This window comes from Clostridium carboxidivorans P7 (assembly GCF_001038625.1).
GTDB lineage: Bacteria > Bacillota > Clostridia > Clostridiales > Clostridiaceae > Clostridium_AM > Clostridium_AM carboxidivorans.
The window spans coordinates 2893526-2910056 of record NZ_CP011803.1; the positions used below are offsets into that span (position 1 = coordinate 2893526).

Below are 16531 nucleotides of genomic sequence, written 5' to 3' on the forward strand. Positions count from 1 at the left end.
ATAAAATGTCTTATTTTTAAGATTGATTGGAGTTGAAACAAAATGAATAAATTTGTCAGTATTTTTAATGATGTTATTGGACCAGTTATGACAGGTCCTTCAAGTTCTCACACAGCTGGACCTACTAGAATAGGTAAGCTTGCTAAACAATTTATTGCAAACGATTTATTAAAAGCAGACATATATTTTGAAACTAAAGGTTCCTTTGCTATGACTTATAAAGGTCAAAGAAGTGATAAAGGACTGGCCGGAGGACTTTTAGGCTGGGAACCTGAAGATGTAAGAATGGTTAATTCTCTAAACGAAGCCGAGAAATGTGGTATAAAAATTACATTTAACATAGCTGATTTTAATGCACCGCATCCTAACACAGTAAAGCTTGTGCTAACAGATATCAATCATAATAAATTCTATATTACAGGCCTTTCATTAGGTGGTGGAATGGTAGAATTAATTGAGTTTAATGGATATAATATTTCAATTTGTGGAGATTTCTATGAACTTATTTTAATATTCAATTCTTACAAAGATAATTATGACAAAACAATTTTGAAAGTATTAAAGGAAAATTATATTGAACCGGAATATGTGAATACTTTTGAAAAATCACAAGATACATTGATTAATATTAAATTATCTAAAAAATTGTCTAAAGAAATCCTTGATAAAATAAAAAAACTTACCTCTCCAGATTATATAAAATTAATTTCACCAATTTTACCTATATTGTCTAGAAAAAACTGCTCAGTCCCTTTTAATAGTGCTGAAGAAATACTACAATATGCAGAAAATGAAAGTAAGGATTTATTTCAATCTGCTGTATTTTATGAATGTACTAGAGGGGGCATTACTGAAGAAGAAGTTATAAATAAGATGGAATACATACTAAAAATAATGAAGGAGTCAATTGAAAAGAGTCTTCATGGAAATGCTAAAATGCCATATATTCTACAACCTCAAGCTCATCTGGTTAAAAAAGCAGAAGCTGAAGGGCGTTTGATAAATATTGGTGTTTTAAATAAAATAATATATTACTCCATGTCCTGTATGGAAACAAGCAGTTCTATGGGAGTTATTGCTGCTGCTCCTACTGCAGGGTCTTGTGGTATAATACCTGGTACACTAATTTCCATATGTGAAGAAATTGATTTAGATGATGAAAGCTGTGTTAAAGCATTATTTTGTTCAGGGCTTATAGGAGTACTTATTGCATCTCACGCTACTTTTGCTGCTGAAACCTGTGGATGCCAAGCTGAATGCGGTTCTGCCTCCTGCATGGCTGCTGCTGGTATAGTGTACCTTGCTGGAGGAACAATTCAACAGTCAATAAGCGCAGCTTCTCTAGCATTACAAAATGTATTGGGTTTGGTGTGTGATCCTGTAGCAGGACTTGTAGAAATACCATGCATGACTAGAAACATAATGGCAGCTTCCAATGCAGTTTCATGTGCAAACATGGCTCTTGCAGGAGTTAAGGAAGTTATTCCATTAGATGAAGTAATTGATTCAATGTACAGTATTGGTAAAATGCTTCCAAGGGAGCTGAGATGTACATGCTTAGGTGGACTTGCTGATACTAAAACAGGTAAAAATTTTAACAAGAACCTTCAACAAATTAAGTATTAAATTTTTCTCTTTTAGTAAGCTTAAATATACCTTTAACCATATAAACATTCTTTATGTGATTATGTTTTTAAAACATTCAATATCACATAAGAATGTTTTATTTTTTACTTACAAAATTTTTATAGATTTTATCCGATGGCTACCATCCGTAACACTCCCATCCTCTCTAGGCGGGAGATAACGGCTGATACGCCCCTGGATAAGTTCTTCTAAGACTCAGATGGAGAGATGTATTCCTTTTAAGCAAACTCCACCTGAGTCTAAGAATCACTTGATAATCCGAATCTGTGAATTAGCAGCATTTACAATTACATCTACCCATAATCTTGTGGTATCTCAATGTCTTATTCACAAACAAATATAATAATGAATATCATATTTATATAATCATATTAGGAGGATTAATCTATGTTTTATTATCTATATCCATATACTCAATCTTACAGAGCCAAATATTATATAAAGATAAATACTCAGTCTCACACTCTTACTTTATTTAGAAATAATAGTATTTACAAAACTTACAGAGTTGCTGTTGGAAAACCCTCTACACCAACCCCTAAAGGAACTTTTAAAATAATTAATCGTGCTATAAACCCTGGTGGTCCATTTGGCTCAAGATGGTTAGGCTTAAATGCACCTTATGGTGACTATGGAATCCATGGTACAAATACTCCTTCTTCAATTGGAAAAAGTATTTCTAATGGATGTATAAGAATGTTTAATAACCAAGTTATTGAATTAAGCAACCTTGTTCCTATAGGCACAATTGTCATAATAGTATGACCTTTATAATTATTTAATTACCAAATAACTCAACTGCTTGTTTCATCTTTTTAATAATATCCACACCAAATGGACAGTTCTTCATGCATATGCCACATTCTATACACTCATTTGCCTGGTGCTTCAATAAATCATAATGATTCTTCAATGTTTCAGGAACAGTTTCTTGTATTAATGCTAAATCTAAATATTTATTTACTGATGCAATATCTATGTTTTTTGAACACGGTGCACAATGTCCGCAATACATGCAATGTCCCCTAAATGAACTTCTTGGAGCATTTGCAAGAACTTCACTATAATCTTTTTCTTTATCTTCTGCAGTAACATATGCAGTTGCTGCAAGTATTTGATTTGTATCAGATACTCCAACCATTACAGATGCAACTGATGGTCTAGTTAAGCAGTAATGTAAGCATTGTACTGATGTTAATGCTTTTTCAAAAGGCGATTCTTTATCACTTAACAACACTCCGGCACCATATCCTTTCATAACAGTTAAAGCAACACCCTCATTTTCACAAGTTTGATACAACTTATCACGTTTTGGATCAATACCCTCATAAGTCCTGTTTTTAAAAGTACTTTCTTCAAATAGTATGTTCACATCCTCATTGGCCGGCAGCATATCATAAGCAGCATTAATACTAAATAAAATTACATCAATTATTCCTGTTTCAACTGCCTTAAAAGCAATATCTGGGTTATGCGTTGATATTCCTAAAGACTTGATAACTCCTTTTTCTTTTAATCCTTTTGCATATTTAATTATTTCTCCATTAAAAATGTTATTAAAATCTTTTTCATCATCAACATAATGAATCATTCCTACATCCACATAGTCAAGCTTCATTCTAGTTAAAAAATCTTCATATGCACTGACAACTTCATCAATATCTCTTGTACGTCGATATTGTCCTTTATCCCAGGTAGAACATAAATGTCCTTCAATTACAAAGCTGTTTCGAGGGTATTTGCTTAATGCTTTACCAACATTACTTCTAACTTCTGGATTTGAATTGTATATGTCAATAAAGTTAATACCTTGTTTCATTGCAGTATCAATAATTTCTTCACAATCCTCATAACCTTTATTTTCAAATCCTTCACCACCAATACCAATGGCACTTACTTTAATTCCTGTTCTTCCTAAAATTCTATATTCCATGTCATACACCTCCTAATCAAAAATAGCATTGATATTTAATCATCCGTTCTTCTCAATTCATTTTCTTTTATAACTACTGCTTGTTCATATCTTTCTATTTTATAATCCAAACGTTCTATTGTTTTCTTTATATCTTCCATTTTTTCTACTAGCTGCTTACGCTGATCAGTTAATAGCTCTTTTCTTGCTTCAATTGTTTCATTACCCTGCTTAAATAATGTAACATACTCAATTAATACTTCAATAGGAAGACCTGCACTTCTCATACATTTGATAAATTCAACCCACTTGCAGTCTTCCTCTGTATAATCCCTTATTCCACTTTTATTGCGATTTACTTCAGGAATCAGCCCTACACGTTCATAGTAACGAAGTGTATCTGCTGAAAGTCCATATTTTTTACTTACTTCTGTAATCGTCATGTGAATTTACCTCCTTTTTTCACATTATAACCTTTGGAATCTTAGATTATAATTTATTAATTATACTGGCATTATATGCTGCACCAAATCCATTATCTATATTTACTACACTGACACCACTAGCACAACTATTTAACATGGATAGCAATGCTGCAACCCCTCCAAAGTTGGCTCCATAACCAACACTTGTTGGAACTGCTATGATAGGTTTGTCCACAAGCCCCCCTATAACACTAGCTAGAGCTCCTTCCATTCCTGCAATGACTATAACAACTTTTGCTCCTCTAATAACATCTAGCTTTGCAAAAAGTCTGTGTATGCCTGCAACCCCTACATCAATTATTTTTTCAACTTTATTTCCTAATATTTTTGCAGTTTCATAAGCTTCCTCTACAACAGGTAAATCAGAAGTACCTGCTGCAACTATAGCTATATAACTCTCTGTAAGAGGCTGCTTTTTCTTCTCAATTGTTATTGTTCTACCAAGTTCATTATATTCTGCTTCTTTACATATTTGCTTTACTGCATTATACATTTCTTCATTAGCCCTAGTTCCTAATATATTATTGCCTTTTGTAAGCATGAATTTAATAATATCTTTAACTTCACTTGCTGTTTTTCCTTCACAATATATTACTTCTGGATAACCAACTCTCATTTCTCTATGATTATCTATATTAGCAAAGCCTAAATCCTTAAAAGGTAAATCCTCTAATTGCTTAAGTGCCTCTTCTACATTTATTTTATTATCTTTAACTCCTTCTAATAAAATTTTAATTTCTTTCTTATCCACTTTGTCCTCCTAATATTCTTATCTACTATTTCATACATACTTTTAAAGCCATCCTTATGATTAAGCTTCATTTAAGCCTAAAAATCACTTGATATCTTGTTTATATACTTCTTTATACACCTTATTTATAGATATATTTTTTTCTTTTGCTATGGCTTTGCATTCTTCATACTCTGCTTTATATTTCACAAGCTTTCCTTTATAATAAGCTTTCTTTATTGTAATATCTCCATATTCCGTTTTTACTTTTGAAAACTCCCTATTTAACATTATTTTTTCAACCTTGAATTTTCTAACACCAATTGAAGTTGTTTCTTCAAAAACTACACCTAGAACATCTTTTTCACTTTTTTCGCTAACTAGTACACTTAATTTTGTTCCCGGTCTTCCCTTTTTCATAAATATAGGTGTTTTAAATACATCTAAGGCTCCTGCTTCAAAGAGTTTTTCTTCTACATACCCATAAAGTTCTGGATTCATATCATCTATATTGGTTTCTAAAATATATTGTTCTTCTATTTCTTCAGTACTTTCCTTCTCACCTAAATATACTCTCAAAACATTTGGAATTTCTAAATCTCTATGCCCTATTCCATATGCAATCTTTTTAATTGAAAAATCAATATTTGTTGTAAATTCACAAGCATTTGCTGCAAGTATTGCTGCTCCAGTAGGAGTTGTAGTTTCAAATTGTACAATTCCAACATTTATAGGAACATTTTTTAAGATTTCCACTGTTGCAGGAGCTGGTACTGGCATAAGACCATGAGCACATTTAACAAATCCCCCTCCAACCTGAACTGGAGATGCAATAATTTTATCAACTTTTAAATAATCTAAACAAATAGCTGCTCCCACTATATCTACAATTGAATCAATAGCTCCTACTTCATGAAAATGTACTTCATATATATCTTTCCCATGAACCTTTGCTTCTGCTTCTGCAACCTTCATAAACATATCTAAACTAAGCTTTTTAACTTTATCATTTAAATCACCGGAATTTATTATTTTCTCTATATCTTTCAAATTTCTATGATGATGCTCATGATTGTGAACATGCTCTTCGTGGCTATGTTCATGATTATGATTATTTTCACTACAATGCTGATCATTATCACTATGGTGATGAGAATGTTCATGATTATGTTCAACATGTAAAGCTTGATCTGAACTATGTGTACTATTTTTTAATATAACGTCTACTCTAGTTCCTGTTATTCCAAGCTTAACAGAACCTTCAACTTTTATTTCATATTCAGAATCTAAGTTAAGCTTTGAAAGCTCCTGAATTAAATATTCTTTTGGAACCCCTAAATCTATTAATGCTGCTAAATTCATATCCCCACTTATTCCACAGAAACAATCATAATATAAAATCTTCATTTTTATTACCCCTTCTTACCCTTTAAATTTTCTAGTCATGGATTTTTACATCTTAGTATATTCAATATTATAATACTTGAATATACTCTACATTGAAAGTTTTTATACGTTTTTGCTTATTTTAATTACATTCTTCATGTTTTAAATTGCATTTTCTAACTCAAATTATTAATAATCTTTCTATCTAATAGCCTATCACCTGGAGTATACTCTATGTCAAGAAATTTTTTTAATGCTCCTTCTATATAATGATAAACTAATGTAAATTCCCAATAATACATTAACTCCAGCTTGAATTGTTCCATTATCAAAAGTGGGCTACAAATACTGCAGCCCACCAAATTATTTAGAATTGAAAATCCGGATAAGCAGAATACTTTACAGACAGTCTACATGGATTATAATTCTCCTTAAACCTTCTAAGACCAGCTATTCCCATGTCGTCTTCCTTGTTGATGAACTCCACCTTCATATTCTTGGACATCTCATTTATCATATAAGCATGAACTCCTCTGTGGCTGTTATCAGTAAGTTCTACATGAGAAATAGCCATATTACTAGTTATTTCTTCGTATATACAGTATGCCTGCATATCACTGCTATTCCATACTATACCTCCCTTTAAATTTAATCTATCAATACAGTCTAATATTTTCAAGGTAGGTTGTACCACATCAGTTTCAACATAATGTTTTAGTGTAAATTCCTTACATTTCTCAATATTAGAAACTATATCGCTGCTGTAAACGGGAGTGAAGTTTTTCAGATAATTAGAAAGATTATTTCTCTGTTTTCTAAAATCATGTCCTTCATAAGCTGCCAGTGATTCATTTGAATATATATAATCAAATGAATTTCTATCTTCCTGGATTTTGTAATTCATAGATCTAAATATTTCAATATGACTATCCGGTATCTTTGTAAAATAAGGTTTCAACTGATGCTTACGGCAATATTGCAAAACAAGCTTTATACCATATTCAGTATCTCCTAGTGGCATATAAAATGATGGTTTCTCATAACCTGAATATATGATTATTGTCCTATCATCATGGTAAATTTTTAATTTATACAGTTCACTGTACATATAAATATATGAAAATACATAATCTGAACCTCTATAATCAAAATCTTTAAAAAGCTCTTTATCCTTCATGGATATTTTCTTCAACTTTAATATTTCTTCTTTATCTTTAAAAAGTTCTTTATCATTTAATATTTTTAATTCCAATGTTTCTTCCTCCAGTACTATTTTTTTATTTATCATAAAATAGTAGTAGAATATCACTTAGAGTAACACTCAAAGTCAAAAGGTTTTTGCAAAATAAAATTATCCTCATCATCAAATATTATATGTTGTGATGGTGAGGATGTTTATTCTTATTTACCTGATCTCCACTGCTGATTATATATCTGCTTATTCAAATACTGCAGCCGCTTTCTTAAGTTCATCAATAATCTTGATGTGCTGTGGACAAACGCTTTCACACTGACCGCACTCAATACAGTCCGATGCACCATTTAAGTTACTGAGTTTTGTATTCCATGCATAAGAACCCTTTGCAGCCTGTTCATTATTATATATGTTAATCATATTCATAGACTTGAATATACCTGGAATTGCTATGGACTGTGGACATCCTTTCATACAATAAGCACATGATGTACAGGGAATTGATGAAATTGCATTAAGTGCCATCTGAGCTTTATTGATAATCTCATACTCTTTTTCAGTAAGTGGCTCAAAATTTTTCATGTATGAAATATTGTCCTCTATCTGCTCCATATTAGACATTCCACTCAACACGGTAATAATGCCATCCAGTGACGCTGCATAACGAATTGCCCAAGAAGGCAACGACACATTGGGATTAGCATCCTTAAAAATTTTTTCCACAGCAGGTGGAGGTGACGCTAATATACCGCCTTTTACTGGTTCCATGATAACAACTGGCTTACCGTGTTTTCTAGCAATCTCATAACACAGTTTGGACTCAATCATCGGATTATTCCAATCTGCATAGTTGATTTGAAGTTGAACGAACTCCATTTCAGGGTGTTCTGTTAGAATCTTATCTAACACAGCGGCCTTGTCGTGAAATGAGAAACCTAAGTGACGAATCAAACCCTCCTTCTTCTTTTCTCTCAGAAAGTCCCAAATTCCAAACTTATCAAAGGACTGAGTACGTGATTCACCCAAGTTATGCAATAAATAAAAATCAAAATACCCTGCTCCTGTTCTTTCAAGTGATGTGTAGAACATCTGCTGTGCTTCTTCTTTGGTCTTTGCACCTGCCCATGCAGGCAGTTTTGTTGCAAGCAGATATTTATCACGGGGATAACGTTCTACTAATGCCTCTTTTATGGCACGTTCAGAATTTCCATTATTATAACCATATGCTGTATCAAAATATGTGAACCCCTTGGATAAAAACAAATCAACCATCTTCTTTACCTGCTCAACGTCAATCTCACCATTTGACATCGGCAAACGCATAAGCCCAAATCCTAGTTTCGGAATATCCTGTCCTAAATAATTTTCCATTCTATCTATCTCCTTTTCAATATTTTACATTTTCTTAAACAGTTTCATTAATTTAGATAAGTGAATTCAATCCTTGTATATAAATTTTACTACTTAGAGTGAACTCCAAGTCAAGCATTTTTTTAAATTATTTTCTAAAATGAAAAACTAAATTCTTGTTTGAAAGGGTAAATTCATGTCTAATAAAAAAAGTGGAGATTTAAAAACCAATTAATTAGTTTTAAAATCTCCACTTAAACAGTTTGTTTAAAATTTTTTATTCAAAAGGAACTACATCATAATCACTAGAAAGAAGATCTATAAAAAGTACTTTTTTTCTTAAAAGTTCTCCTCTTCCTATTAAAACTTTTATTACTTCACTTACCTCAATGGAAGCTGCTAAAGCTGGTGTAAAGGATGGATTTCCAAGCTCCTTTTCAACGCCTTTTGTTTGATTTTTATCTTTATTATAAATTTTGTTTAAAGTATCATCTCCAGGAAGTATGGTAGTAATTTGCCCATACCATCCTGCTATAGCTCCATGAACCATTGGTATATTTAGTTTCTTACAGCTATCTTGAAGTAAAAGTCTAGCTGGTATACTATCAAGCGCATCTACTACCACATGGTGACCACTTAAAATTTGTAAAGCATTTTCTTCAGTTAACATTTCGTTTACTGCTTTTACCTCAATTAAAGGATTCACCTTTTCCATTCTGTGTTTTGCCTCTAAAGCTTTACTTAATCCTAGAGACTCGCTGCTTGAAAGTATCTGGCGGTTTAAATTGGATTCTACAAATATATCCCCATCCACTGCTGTAATGGTGCCAATTCCTATTCTACCCAGCATTTCAATAATATATCCGCCAATTCCTCCACAGCCTATAACACAAACTTTAAATTCCTTTAATTTGTGATTTTCTTCTTCTGATAAAGTTTTCATATTTCTGTCATAACGTTCCAAGTTTAGCCACCTCCCACTGGTGGAAATAAGGATACTATATCGTTGTCATGCAAAACAGTTTCTAATTTGCCATCTCTTCCATTTATAAGAAGTATAGCTACCTCTTCTTCATCTATTTTAAGCATATTAACAATATCTCTCGGAGTTATGCCTTCATTTAGATCTAAAAAATACTTTTTTTCTCTTCCTTCTCTAAATGTTGCAAACAATCTTACTTCAAGCTTCATTCGTCCCTCCTCGGTTTAGATTTTTCCAATATACTCTTCTAATCCAAGCTTTCTTAAAGTTTCTTCTGTAGGAATACCATTAGAATCCCATCCTCTTACTGAGTAATATTCAGGAAGAAGTACATCTAATCTATGAACCTCTCCTTTTGATGGTCCTTCTGGAACTGGTTCCTCAAGCAATCTCTTTGGAAGAGTATCCTGTGAACTATCTATACCTGCCTTTAAGTTAAATATTTTTTCTAAAGTCCATATTCTGTCTCCGGCCATCATTATAGAGTTTACATCATGCAATTCTCCACCAACTACTGCATTGTACATATCAACATAATCCTGTGCACCAAGACCAAATGTTGTGAAAATACATAATCCAAGGGAATCTATAACTGCTGTTAAATCATGGAATACTCTAGCATATGCTGGTTTTCCTTCTAATGCAAATCTATCAAGTTTTTCTGGATATCCAAGTATTTCAGGGCTTATCATATATCCTTTAATATGGCAGCCTCCTCTATTGTTAACAGCATAAGTTATACCATGTCCCTGTGCTCCTCTTGGATCATATGCTGGAAGTTCTTGTTTTTTAACAGTCATAGCATACTCAGGTGCACCATAGGATTCACAAAGTCTGTATGAACCATCTGCCATTTTGTCTCCAAATCCTTCTCTACGTCCCATTTTCTTTACCCATTCAACCATGGACTTAGCATCGCCCCATTTAAGTGATAATCCATCTGCAGCTATTTCTTCATCCTTAATGTAACCTCTTTGATAAAGTTCCATAGCAGCCGCAATAGTTGCTCCTGCTGATATTGTATCTAATCCATATTCATTACATAACATATTTGCTGTATTTGCAGCATTTATATCGTATACATCACAATCAGATCCAAATGACCATAATGTTTCGTATTCTGGTCCTCCACATTCAGTTCCATCATCAAGCTTTACCCATCTTCCACAAGCAATTGGACATCTATAGCAAGGATTTTTTCTAACTAGGCAATCCTTAGTCATAGTTTCTCCACTAATCTTATCTGCCTCAGGTGTATAAGATTCTTGGAAATTTTTTACTGGGTGTATACCATTTTCATTTATAATATTAACAAGTACAGCTGTTCCGTATGTTGGAAGTCCACTTCCTGCTACTGGATCTTTTCTTAAAATATTTGATTTCTCAAGTGATACCGCTTTTACTTTTTCCTCATCAAATAATTTTACTTTTCCACTTCCTTTTACCACTATAGCTTTTAAATTTTTTGAACCCATAACAGCTCCAACGCCGCCGCGGCCTGCTGTTCTGTCAACCTCATTCATAACTGCTGCCATAAGTGATAGTTTTTCTCCAGCTGGTCCTATACATAAAACCTTAGCCTTTGCATCATTTTCATTTTGAAGCATTTTTGTGGTTTCTTCTGTTAGTTTTCCCCAAACATGAGAAGCATCTTTAAATTCTACTTTATCATCTACTATATTCACATAAACTTCCTTATCTGATTTGCCTTCAACAATTATCATATCGTATCCAGCCATTTTTAACTCTACTCCCCACTTTCCACCTGAGTTTGAAATGGCAATAGCTCCTGTTAAAGGTGACTTTGTAACTACCATAAATCTTCCACTTGTTGGAACAGGTGCACCTGTAAGTGGTCCTGCTGCTATAATGAATTTATTGTCAGGTGATAATGGATCTATTTTTGGATCTACTTCATCAAATAAGGTTTTTACGCCTAATCCTCTTGATCCTATAAATTTTTTAGCTTGGTCAATTTTCAATTCTTCTACTACATAAGTTTTATTACTTAGATTAATTCTTAACACCTTACCATTATATCCGTACATAAAAAACCCTCCTAAAAAATTGATTATTCAAACAATTGCATATTCATATACAGCATAAATCGTGCCAATGATGAAAATGTAGTGTTTGGAGGGTACTACGCCAAAATTATTGTTCCGTTTTGGCGCATTTTTTGTTCTGTTTCAGATCACTGTTCCATTTCAGAACACTTTATATGATACTTTTCTATCTTCCTATACAAGGTGTTTCTTCCAATTCCCATTGCCTTGGCTGCTAAACTTATATTTCCACTGAAGCTTCTAAGAACTTTTATAATATGATTTTTTTCTACATCTTCAAGCTTCATACTTTCAAAACTTATAGAACTTTCAGCAGCTTTATTGTTTCCAACTATAGAAGTTTTATGTATTTTAAGTATATAGTCTGGAATTTTTTCTGTATTTACTATAAGTTCAATAACATTTTCCAATTCTCTTATATTTCCAGGCCACTCATATTCTAAAAACTTGGTCATAATGCTGTTATCAATATTAAATTTTTTCTTATTCAGTTTTTTGCTTATTCTGGTCATGTAATAATCCATTAAAATAGGTATGTCTTCTTTTCTCTCTCTTAGAGGAGGAAGTCCTAGAGGTATAACGTTAAGTCTATAAAACAAATCCTTTCTAAAACTTCCTTTGTTTACTTCCTCTTGCAAATCTTTATTTGTAGCTGCTATAATCCTAACATCTACGGGAATCTGCTTTGAACCTCCAACCCTGCTTACAACACCTTCTTCTATAACCCTTAAAAGTCTTACTTGTGTTTCTAAAGACATTTCACCTATTTCATCTAAAAAAATAGTTCCGCCGTGAGCCATTTCAAATTTACCAGCATTTCCACCCTTTTTAGCTCCTGTAAAAGCTCCTTCTTCATATCCAAGCAGCTCTGATTCAATAAGGTTTGATGGTATAGCACCACAGTTTACAGCAATAAAAACTTTATCTCTTCTGCTGCTAGCATTGTGTATAGCTTGTGCAAAAACCTCTTTACCTGTACCACTTTCACCAGTTATCAATACAGTAGATGTACTGTCAGCTATTTTTTTTGCATACTCTATGATGCTTACAAAGTTTTTGCTTTTCCCTATTATCTTATCAAAGGTATATATAGCACGACCTTGAGCTATCTTTCTTACTGATTTTCTATATACTTTTTCGTTAGCATTTTTCATACTATTTCAATTTTATCTCCTTTTTTAATCCATCCAGAACTTAACACTTTAGCAAATACACATTCCATAGTCATCACGCAGTCATCTTCTAATTTTCTTCTTTCACACCCCTTATGACACTGTTTTCCAACCTCAGTAATTTCTAAAACAGCTTCACCAATTTTCATTTTTGTACCAACAGACAACTTATATAGATCTAAGCCAAAGGTAGTAAGATTTTCAGTAAATTTAACTGTACAAAAGCCATCTATTCCTGATTTCTTTATCTTATCAATGCTTTCCTGCCCCAGTAAACTCACCTGTCTATCTAATTTTCCTGCATGAATATCTCCTACAAGACCATGATTTATTTCAAAATATCCCTTTTCGATATCTTTCTTAACAACTCCTTTCTTCTCACCTATATTTATTGATAAAATACTAGGCATCCAAGTATCTCCTTTCATATAACTTATCTTTTAAATGTATGCAATGTTACATATATCCGAGTAATCATAGCCTCCAAGTTCATCAAGCTTTTTTAAAAATTCACTGCTTTTCATAACCTGAAGCAGCTCTTTAATTATATCAAGCTCCAAATACTGTACAGGCACTGCAAAATCATATTCCTCATTACAAACTGGAATGAAATCAAGCCCCATCATATCTGCTGCAGAGTATACTCCAAGACCACAATCAACATCACCATTAGCTACCGCTGCTGCTACTGAAAGGTGGGTAAATTCTTCTCTTTCATAACCATTAACTTGTTCTGGGGAAATGTGAAGCTTTTTTAAATAATAATCTAAAAGTAATCTTGTACCTGCTCCTCTTTGCCTATTCACAAAACGCACATTTTTTTCTGATATATCTGAAATACTTTTAAGTGACAAAGGATTCCCTTTTTGAACCATAAGCCCTTGAATTCTTTTTACACCTTTTATTAATGCCATATTTTTATTTTTTAAATATTTATTAATATAGGAAATGTTATATTCCCCAGTTTCCATATCTAATAAATGAATTGGAGCAATATGTGTTTCTTCATTCTTAAGTGCCATTATTCCTCCCATACTTCCTGTATGAGCTGAAGACAAATAGTAATGCTTATTTCTTACATGAAGCATATCTGATAATATATCCAAAATCGGATCATGGCTGCCTATACACACAATAGTATTTTTGATTTCCTCCATATCCCTCATAAGATTTATTTCAACTTTAGTTCCTGCTTCAATACCTTCTACATTTTGAGGAACCTCTAATGTTCCATCTGCTCTAACAAGTGACATAGTAGCACCTGCTCCTCTTGATAATGGTGTTGCAATAATCTTATTTCCCACATATCCAAGCTTCATTCTCACAAATTCTAAATGTTTTAAGGATGACATAATTCTTCTGGATAAAATTGCATCTACCTTTTGAGGTTCTTTTGTCTTTAGCCCTTGATAATTTTCTACTATTTTCTTAAGAACTTTTTCCATTATAAAATAAGCAGAAACAGGATATCCAGGTATACCAAGAACAGGCTTATTATCAATTTGTCCCATAATAGTAGGTTTTCCTGGTTTTATAGCAATACCATGTACATAAACTTTTCCTAAGTCAGCAATTAAATCACTGGTAAAGTCTTCCCTTCCTGCAGAAGAACCAGCATTGATTATAACTATATTACACTCTGAAACAGCTCTTTTTAAAGTTTCCTTTAAAGTTTCATAATCGTCTTTTACTATACCATACCTTTTTGGTGTTCCTCCATATTCAATTACTTGTGCACTAAAAACCCTTGAATTAAAATCAATTATATCTCCAACTTTAAGGTCACTACCTGGTTCCACCAACTCAGTACCTGTTGGTATAATGCCTACTAAAGGTTTTTTATAAACTTCAATTGTATTTATTCCTCCTGCCAGCATTGCCCCTATATCTACAGGTCTTACTACATGGCCTGATGGAACAATAAGTTGATTTTCCACTATATCTTCACCTAAAGGACGTATATTCTGCCAAGGAGCTGCACTTTTATATATTTGAATTCTATTTTCATCTATATTAACTATATCTTCTACCATTATTACACAATCATATTCCTTTGGAACTGGATCACCTGTATCTACTACTATATAATCCTCCTCTTCCTTTAACACCACTGGATGCTTTTCAGACGCTCCTATAGTTTTGGAACTATGAAGAGCAATACCATCCATGGCAGAACAATTATAAAAAGGGGAAGAAATTTTTGAATAAACCGCCTCTGCAGTAACTCTTCCTAAACCTTCTTCTGTGTTTATTACCTCTTTACTTAAAAATACAGAACTTATTTCGCCTAAATATTTATTTAGTGCTTCTTTGAATTCATAATTTGATAAATATACTTTCTGTGCCATAATATCACCTCTGAAATTTATAAACATATACCTGCTGATCTTTAAAAATTCCCTCTACATTTTTATCTATCTTTACATAACCCCAAGCTTTGGTAAATCCACTGATTACAGCAGACTTAGATAAAACAGGTATAGCTATATATTCTCCTTCTATATTTTCAATTGTAACTGGAAGATATTCTTCCCTTCCTTTGGCCTTATGATAGTTAGTACTAAACTTACAAGGAATAGGATATTCAACTTCTTCAAATTTCATCATCCTCTGTAAAAGATATCTAACTATTATTCTATAAACTACTGCACAGGAAAGAGGATGTCCTGGTAACCCAAATATAGGTTTATCTTTAACTTTTCCTAGTATAGTTGGCTTACCTGGTTTTATTGCTATTCCATGAAGAAGTATACCTGGATCTCCAAGCCCATCAATAACTCTTGCAGTTTCATCCTTTTTTCCTACTGAGCTCCCACCAGATATGAGAACTAAATCACATTCTTCATTAGCTTTTCTTACATTTTCAAATAATTTATCATAATCATCTCTTATAACTCCATAAAATATTGGTTCTCCACCATCTTCAATGACAGAAGAGTATAAAAGATATGAATTTATGTCCCTAATTTGACCAGGCTTTGGATATTCTTCTGGTGCTATAATTTCATCCCCAGTGGAAATTATCCCTACCTTTGGCTTACAAACTACTGGTACCTTAATAATTCCTAAGCTTGACAACATACTTATGCTGTAAGGTTTAAGCAGTGTTCCTGCTTTAAGCACAGTTTCTCCTAATTCCACATCTTCATCTTCATTAAGTACATTTTCACCAAAGGAAACTGACTTATTCACAAGTATAGTATCATCGTCCATTTTGTCAGTGTACTCAATCATTACTACACTATCTGCACCCTCAGGAAGCATTCCACCAGTTGGTATATACATACATTCTCCTGGAAATTCCAATGCTTTAGAAGGCATCTTGCCCATTATAACTTCTCCCTTTAACTCCAGCATAGAGGGTATACTTTCACTAGCACCCTGCACATCCCTGCATTTTACTGCATATCCATCCACAATAGATCTCTTAAAACCTGGAATATTTAATGGCGAAACAATATCCTCATAAAGTATTCTGTCATTACACTGCTCTAAATCTACTAATTCTTTTCCTAAACCTAAAGAAAATTTAGATTTAATTATGTCTTTTACTTCTTCAACTGATAATACCTTATAAAAGTCCATACTTTAGTGCCTCCTATCTTC

Annotated in this window: 14 protein-coding genes and 1 pseudogene; 2 read left to right on the forward strand and 13 right to left on the reverse strand. The window is 32.8% G+C overall.

The window, feature by feature from the left end:
* The first annotated feature begins 42 nt into the window (after positions 1 to 42).
* Positions 43 to 1626: an L-serine ammonia-lyase, iron-sulfur-dependent, subunit alpha gene (gene sdaAA / locus Ccar_RS12670; protein WP_007062367.1), complete on the forward strand. Its 1584-nt coding sequence runs from the start codon at positions 43 to 45 to the stop codon at positions 1624 to 1626.
* 408 nt (positions 1627 to 2034) lie between these two features.
* Positions 2035 to 2412 (forward strand): L,D-transpeptidase, encoded by a 378-nt coding sequence (locus Ccar_RS12675; RefSeq protein ID WP_007062366.1) that lies wholly within the window; start codon positions 2035 to 2037, stop codon positions 2410 to 2412.
* A gap of 13 nt (positions 2413 to 2425) precedes the next feature.
* Here Ccar_RS12675 and Ccar_RS12680 read toward each other — a convergent pair whose 3' ends face one another.
* The 13 genes and pseudogenes from Ccar_RS12680 to Ccar_RS12740 form a co-directional block, all read right to left on the reverse strand.
* Positions 2426 to 3580, reverse strand: coding sequence for an aldo/keto reductase (locus Ccar_RS12680; protein WP_007062365.1), 1155 nt, complete (start codon positions 3578 to 3580; stop codon positions 2426 to 2428).
* Between the two features lie 35 nt (positions 3581 to 3615).
* Positions 3616 to 4002: a MerR family transcriptional regulator gene (locus Ccar_RS12685; RefSeq protein WP_007062364.1), complete on the reverse strand. Its 387-nt coding sequence runs from the start codon at positions 4000 to 4002 to the stop codon at positions 3616 to 3618.
* Between the two features lie 46 nt (positions 4003 to 4048).
* Entirely contained in the window at positions 4049 to 4795 is a 747-nt protein-coding gene (gene larB / locus Ccar_RS12690) for a nickel pincer cofactor biosynthesis protein LarB (protein ID WP_007062363.1), read from the reverse strand.
* 84 nt (positions 4796 to 4879) lie between these two features.
* Positions 4880 to 6181 (reverse strand): nickel pincer cofactor biosynthesis protein LarC, encoded by a 1302-nt coding sequence (gene larC / locus Ccar_RS12695; RefSeq protein ID WP_007062361.1) that lies wholly within the window; start codon positions 6179 to 6181, stop codon positions 4880 to 4882.
* A gap of 346 nt (positions 6182 to 6527) precedes the next feature.
* A complete protein-coding gene (locus Ccar_RS12700) occupies positions 6528 to 7412 on the reverse strand; it encodes a phosphatidylglycerol lysyltransferase domain-containing protein (protein WP_007062360.1) in 885 nt (294 codons plus the stop codon).
* Positions 7413 to 7598: 186 nt separating this feature from the next.
* Entirely contained in the window at positions 7599 to 8726 is a 1128-nt protein-coding gene (locus Ccar_RS12705) for an aldo/keto reductase (protein WP_007062359.1), read from the reverse strand.
* 256 nt (positions 8727 to 8982) lie between these two features.
* Positions 8983 to 9669 carry a HesA/MoeB/ThiF family protein gene (locus tag Ccar_RS12710; protein ID WP_007062358.1) on the reverse strand — a complete coding sequence of 229 codons (687 nt, stop codon included), beginning with the start codon at positions 9667 to 9669 and terminating at the stop codon, positions 8983 to 8985.
* A 2-nt stretch (positions 9670 to 9671) separates the two neighbouring features.
* Positions 9672 to 9896: a MoaD/ThiS family protein gene (locus Ccar_RS12715; RefSeq protein ID WP_007062357.1), complete on the reverse strand. Its 225-nt coding sequence runs from the start codon at positions 9894 to 9896 to the stop codon at positions 9672 to 9674.
* A gap of 15 nt (positions 9897 to 9911) precedes the next feature.
* On the reverse strand, positions 9912 to 11735 hold the full coding sequence (locus Ccar_RS12720; protein WP_007062356.1) for an aldehyde ferredoxin oxidoreductase family protein: 1824 nt from the start codon (positions 11733 to 11735) through the stop codon (positions 9912 to 9914).
* A gap of 146 nt (positions 11736 to 11881) precedes the next feature.
* A pseudogene (locus Ccar_RS12725) lies at positions 11882 to 12880 on the reverse strand (sigma-54 interaction domain-containing protein); the annotation flags it as partial.
* A gap of 23 nt (positions 12881 to 12903) precedes the next feature.
* Positions 12904 to 13335 (reverse strand): MOSC domain-containing protein, encoded by a 432-nt coding sequence (locus Ccar_RS12730; protein ID WP_007062353.1) that lies wholly within the window; start codon positions 13333 to 13335, stop codon positions 12904 to 12906.
* Positions 13336 to 13365: 30 nt separating this feature from the next.
* On the reverse strand, positions 13366 to 15273 hold the full coding sequence (locus Ccar_RS12735) for a molybdopterin biosynthesis protein (RefSeq protein ID WP_007062352.1): 1908 nt from the start codon (positions 15271 to 15273) through the stop codon (positions 13366 to 13368).
* A gap of 4 nt (positions 15274 to 15277) precedes the next feature.
* Complete coding sequence (locus Ccar_RS12740) at positions 15278 to 16510, reverse strand: molybdopterin molybdotransferase MoeA (protein ID WP_007062351.1); 1233 nt, start codon at positions 16508 to 16510, stop codon at positions 15278 to 15280.
* Between the last annotated feature and the right edge of the window lie 21 nt (positions 16511 to 16531).

What these genes read in the sequence shown, in the direction of transcription:
- sdaAA (WP_007062367.1), top strand. Translation starts at nt 43, where the DNA reads ATGAATAAATTTGTCAGTATTTTTAATGATGTTATTGGACCAGTTATG.
- Ccar_RS12675 (WP_007062366.1), top strand. Translation starts at nt 2,035, where the DNA reads ATGTTTTATTATCTATATCCATATACTCAATCTTACAGAGCCAAATAT.
- Ccar_RS12680 (WP_007062365.1), bottom strand. Translation starts at nt 3,580, where the DNA reads ATGGAATATAGAATTTTAGGAAGAACAGGAATTAAAGTAAGTGCCATT.
- Ccar_RS12685 (WP_007062364.1), bottom strand. Translation starts at nt 4,002, where the DNA reads ATGACGATTACAGAAGTAAGTAAAAAATATGGACTTTCAGCAGATACA.
- larC (WP_007062361.1), bottom strand. Translation starts at nt 6,181, where the DNA reads ATGAAGATTTTATATTATGATTGTTTCTGTGGAATAAGTGGGGATATG.
- Ccar_RS12705 (WP_007062359.1), bottom strand. Translation starts at nt 8,726, where the DNA reads ATGGAAAATTATTTAGGACAGGATATTCCGAAACTAGGATTTGGGCTT.
- Ccar_RS12715 (WP_007062357.1), bottom strand. Translation starts at nt 9,896, where the DNA reads ATGAAGCTTGAAGTAAGATTGTTTGCAACATTTAGAGAAGGAAGAGAA.
- Ccar_RS12720 (WP_007062356.1), bottom strand. Translation starts at nt 11,735, where the DNA reads ATGTACGGATATAATGGTAAGGTGTTAAGAATTAATCTAAGTAATAAA.
- Ccar_RS12730 (WP_007062353.1), bottom strand. Translation starts at nt 13,335, where the DNA reads ATGCCTAGTATTTTATCAATAAATATAGGTGAGAAGAAAGGAGTTGTT.
- Ccar_RS12735 (WP_007062352.1), bottom strand. Translation starts at nt 15,273, where the DNA reads ATGGCACAGAAAGTATATTTATCAAATTATGAATTCAAAGAAGCACTA.
- Ccar_RS12740 (WP_007062351.1), bottom strand. Translation starts at nt 16,510, where the DNA reads ATGGACTTTTATAAGGTATTATCAGTTGAAGAAGTAAAAGACATAATT.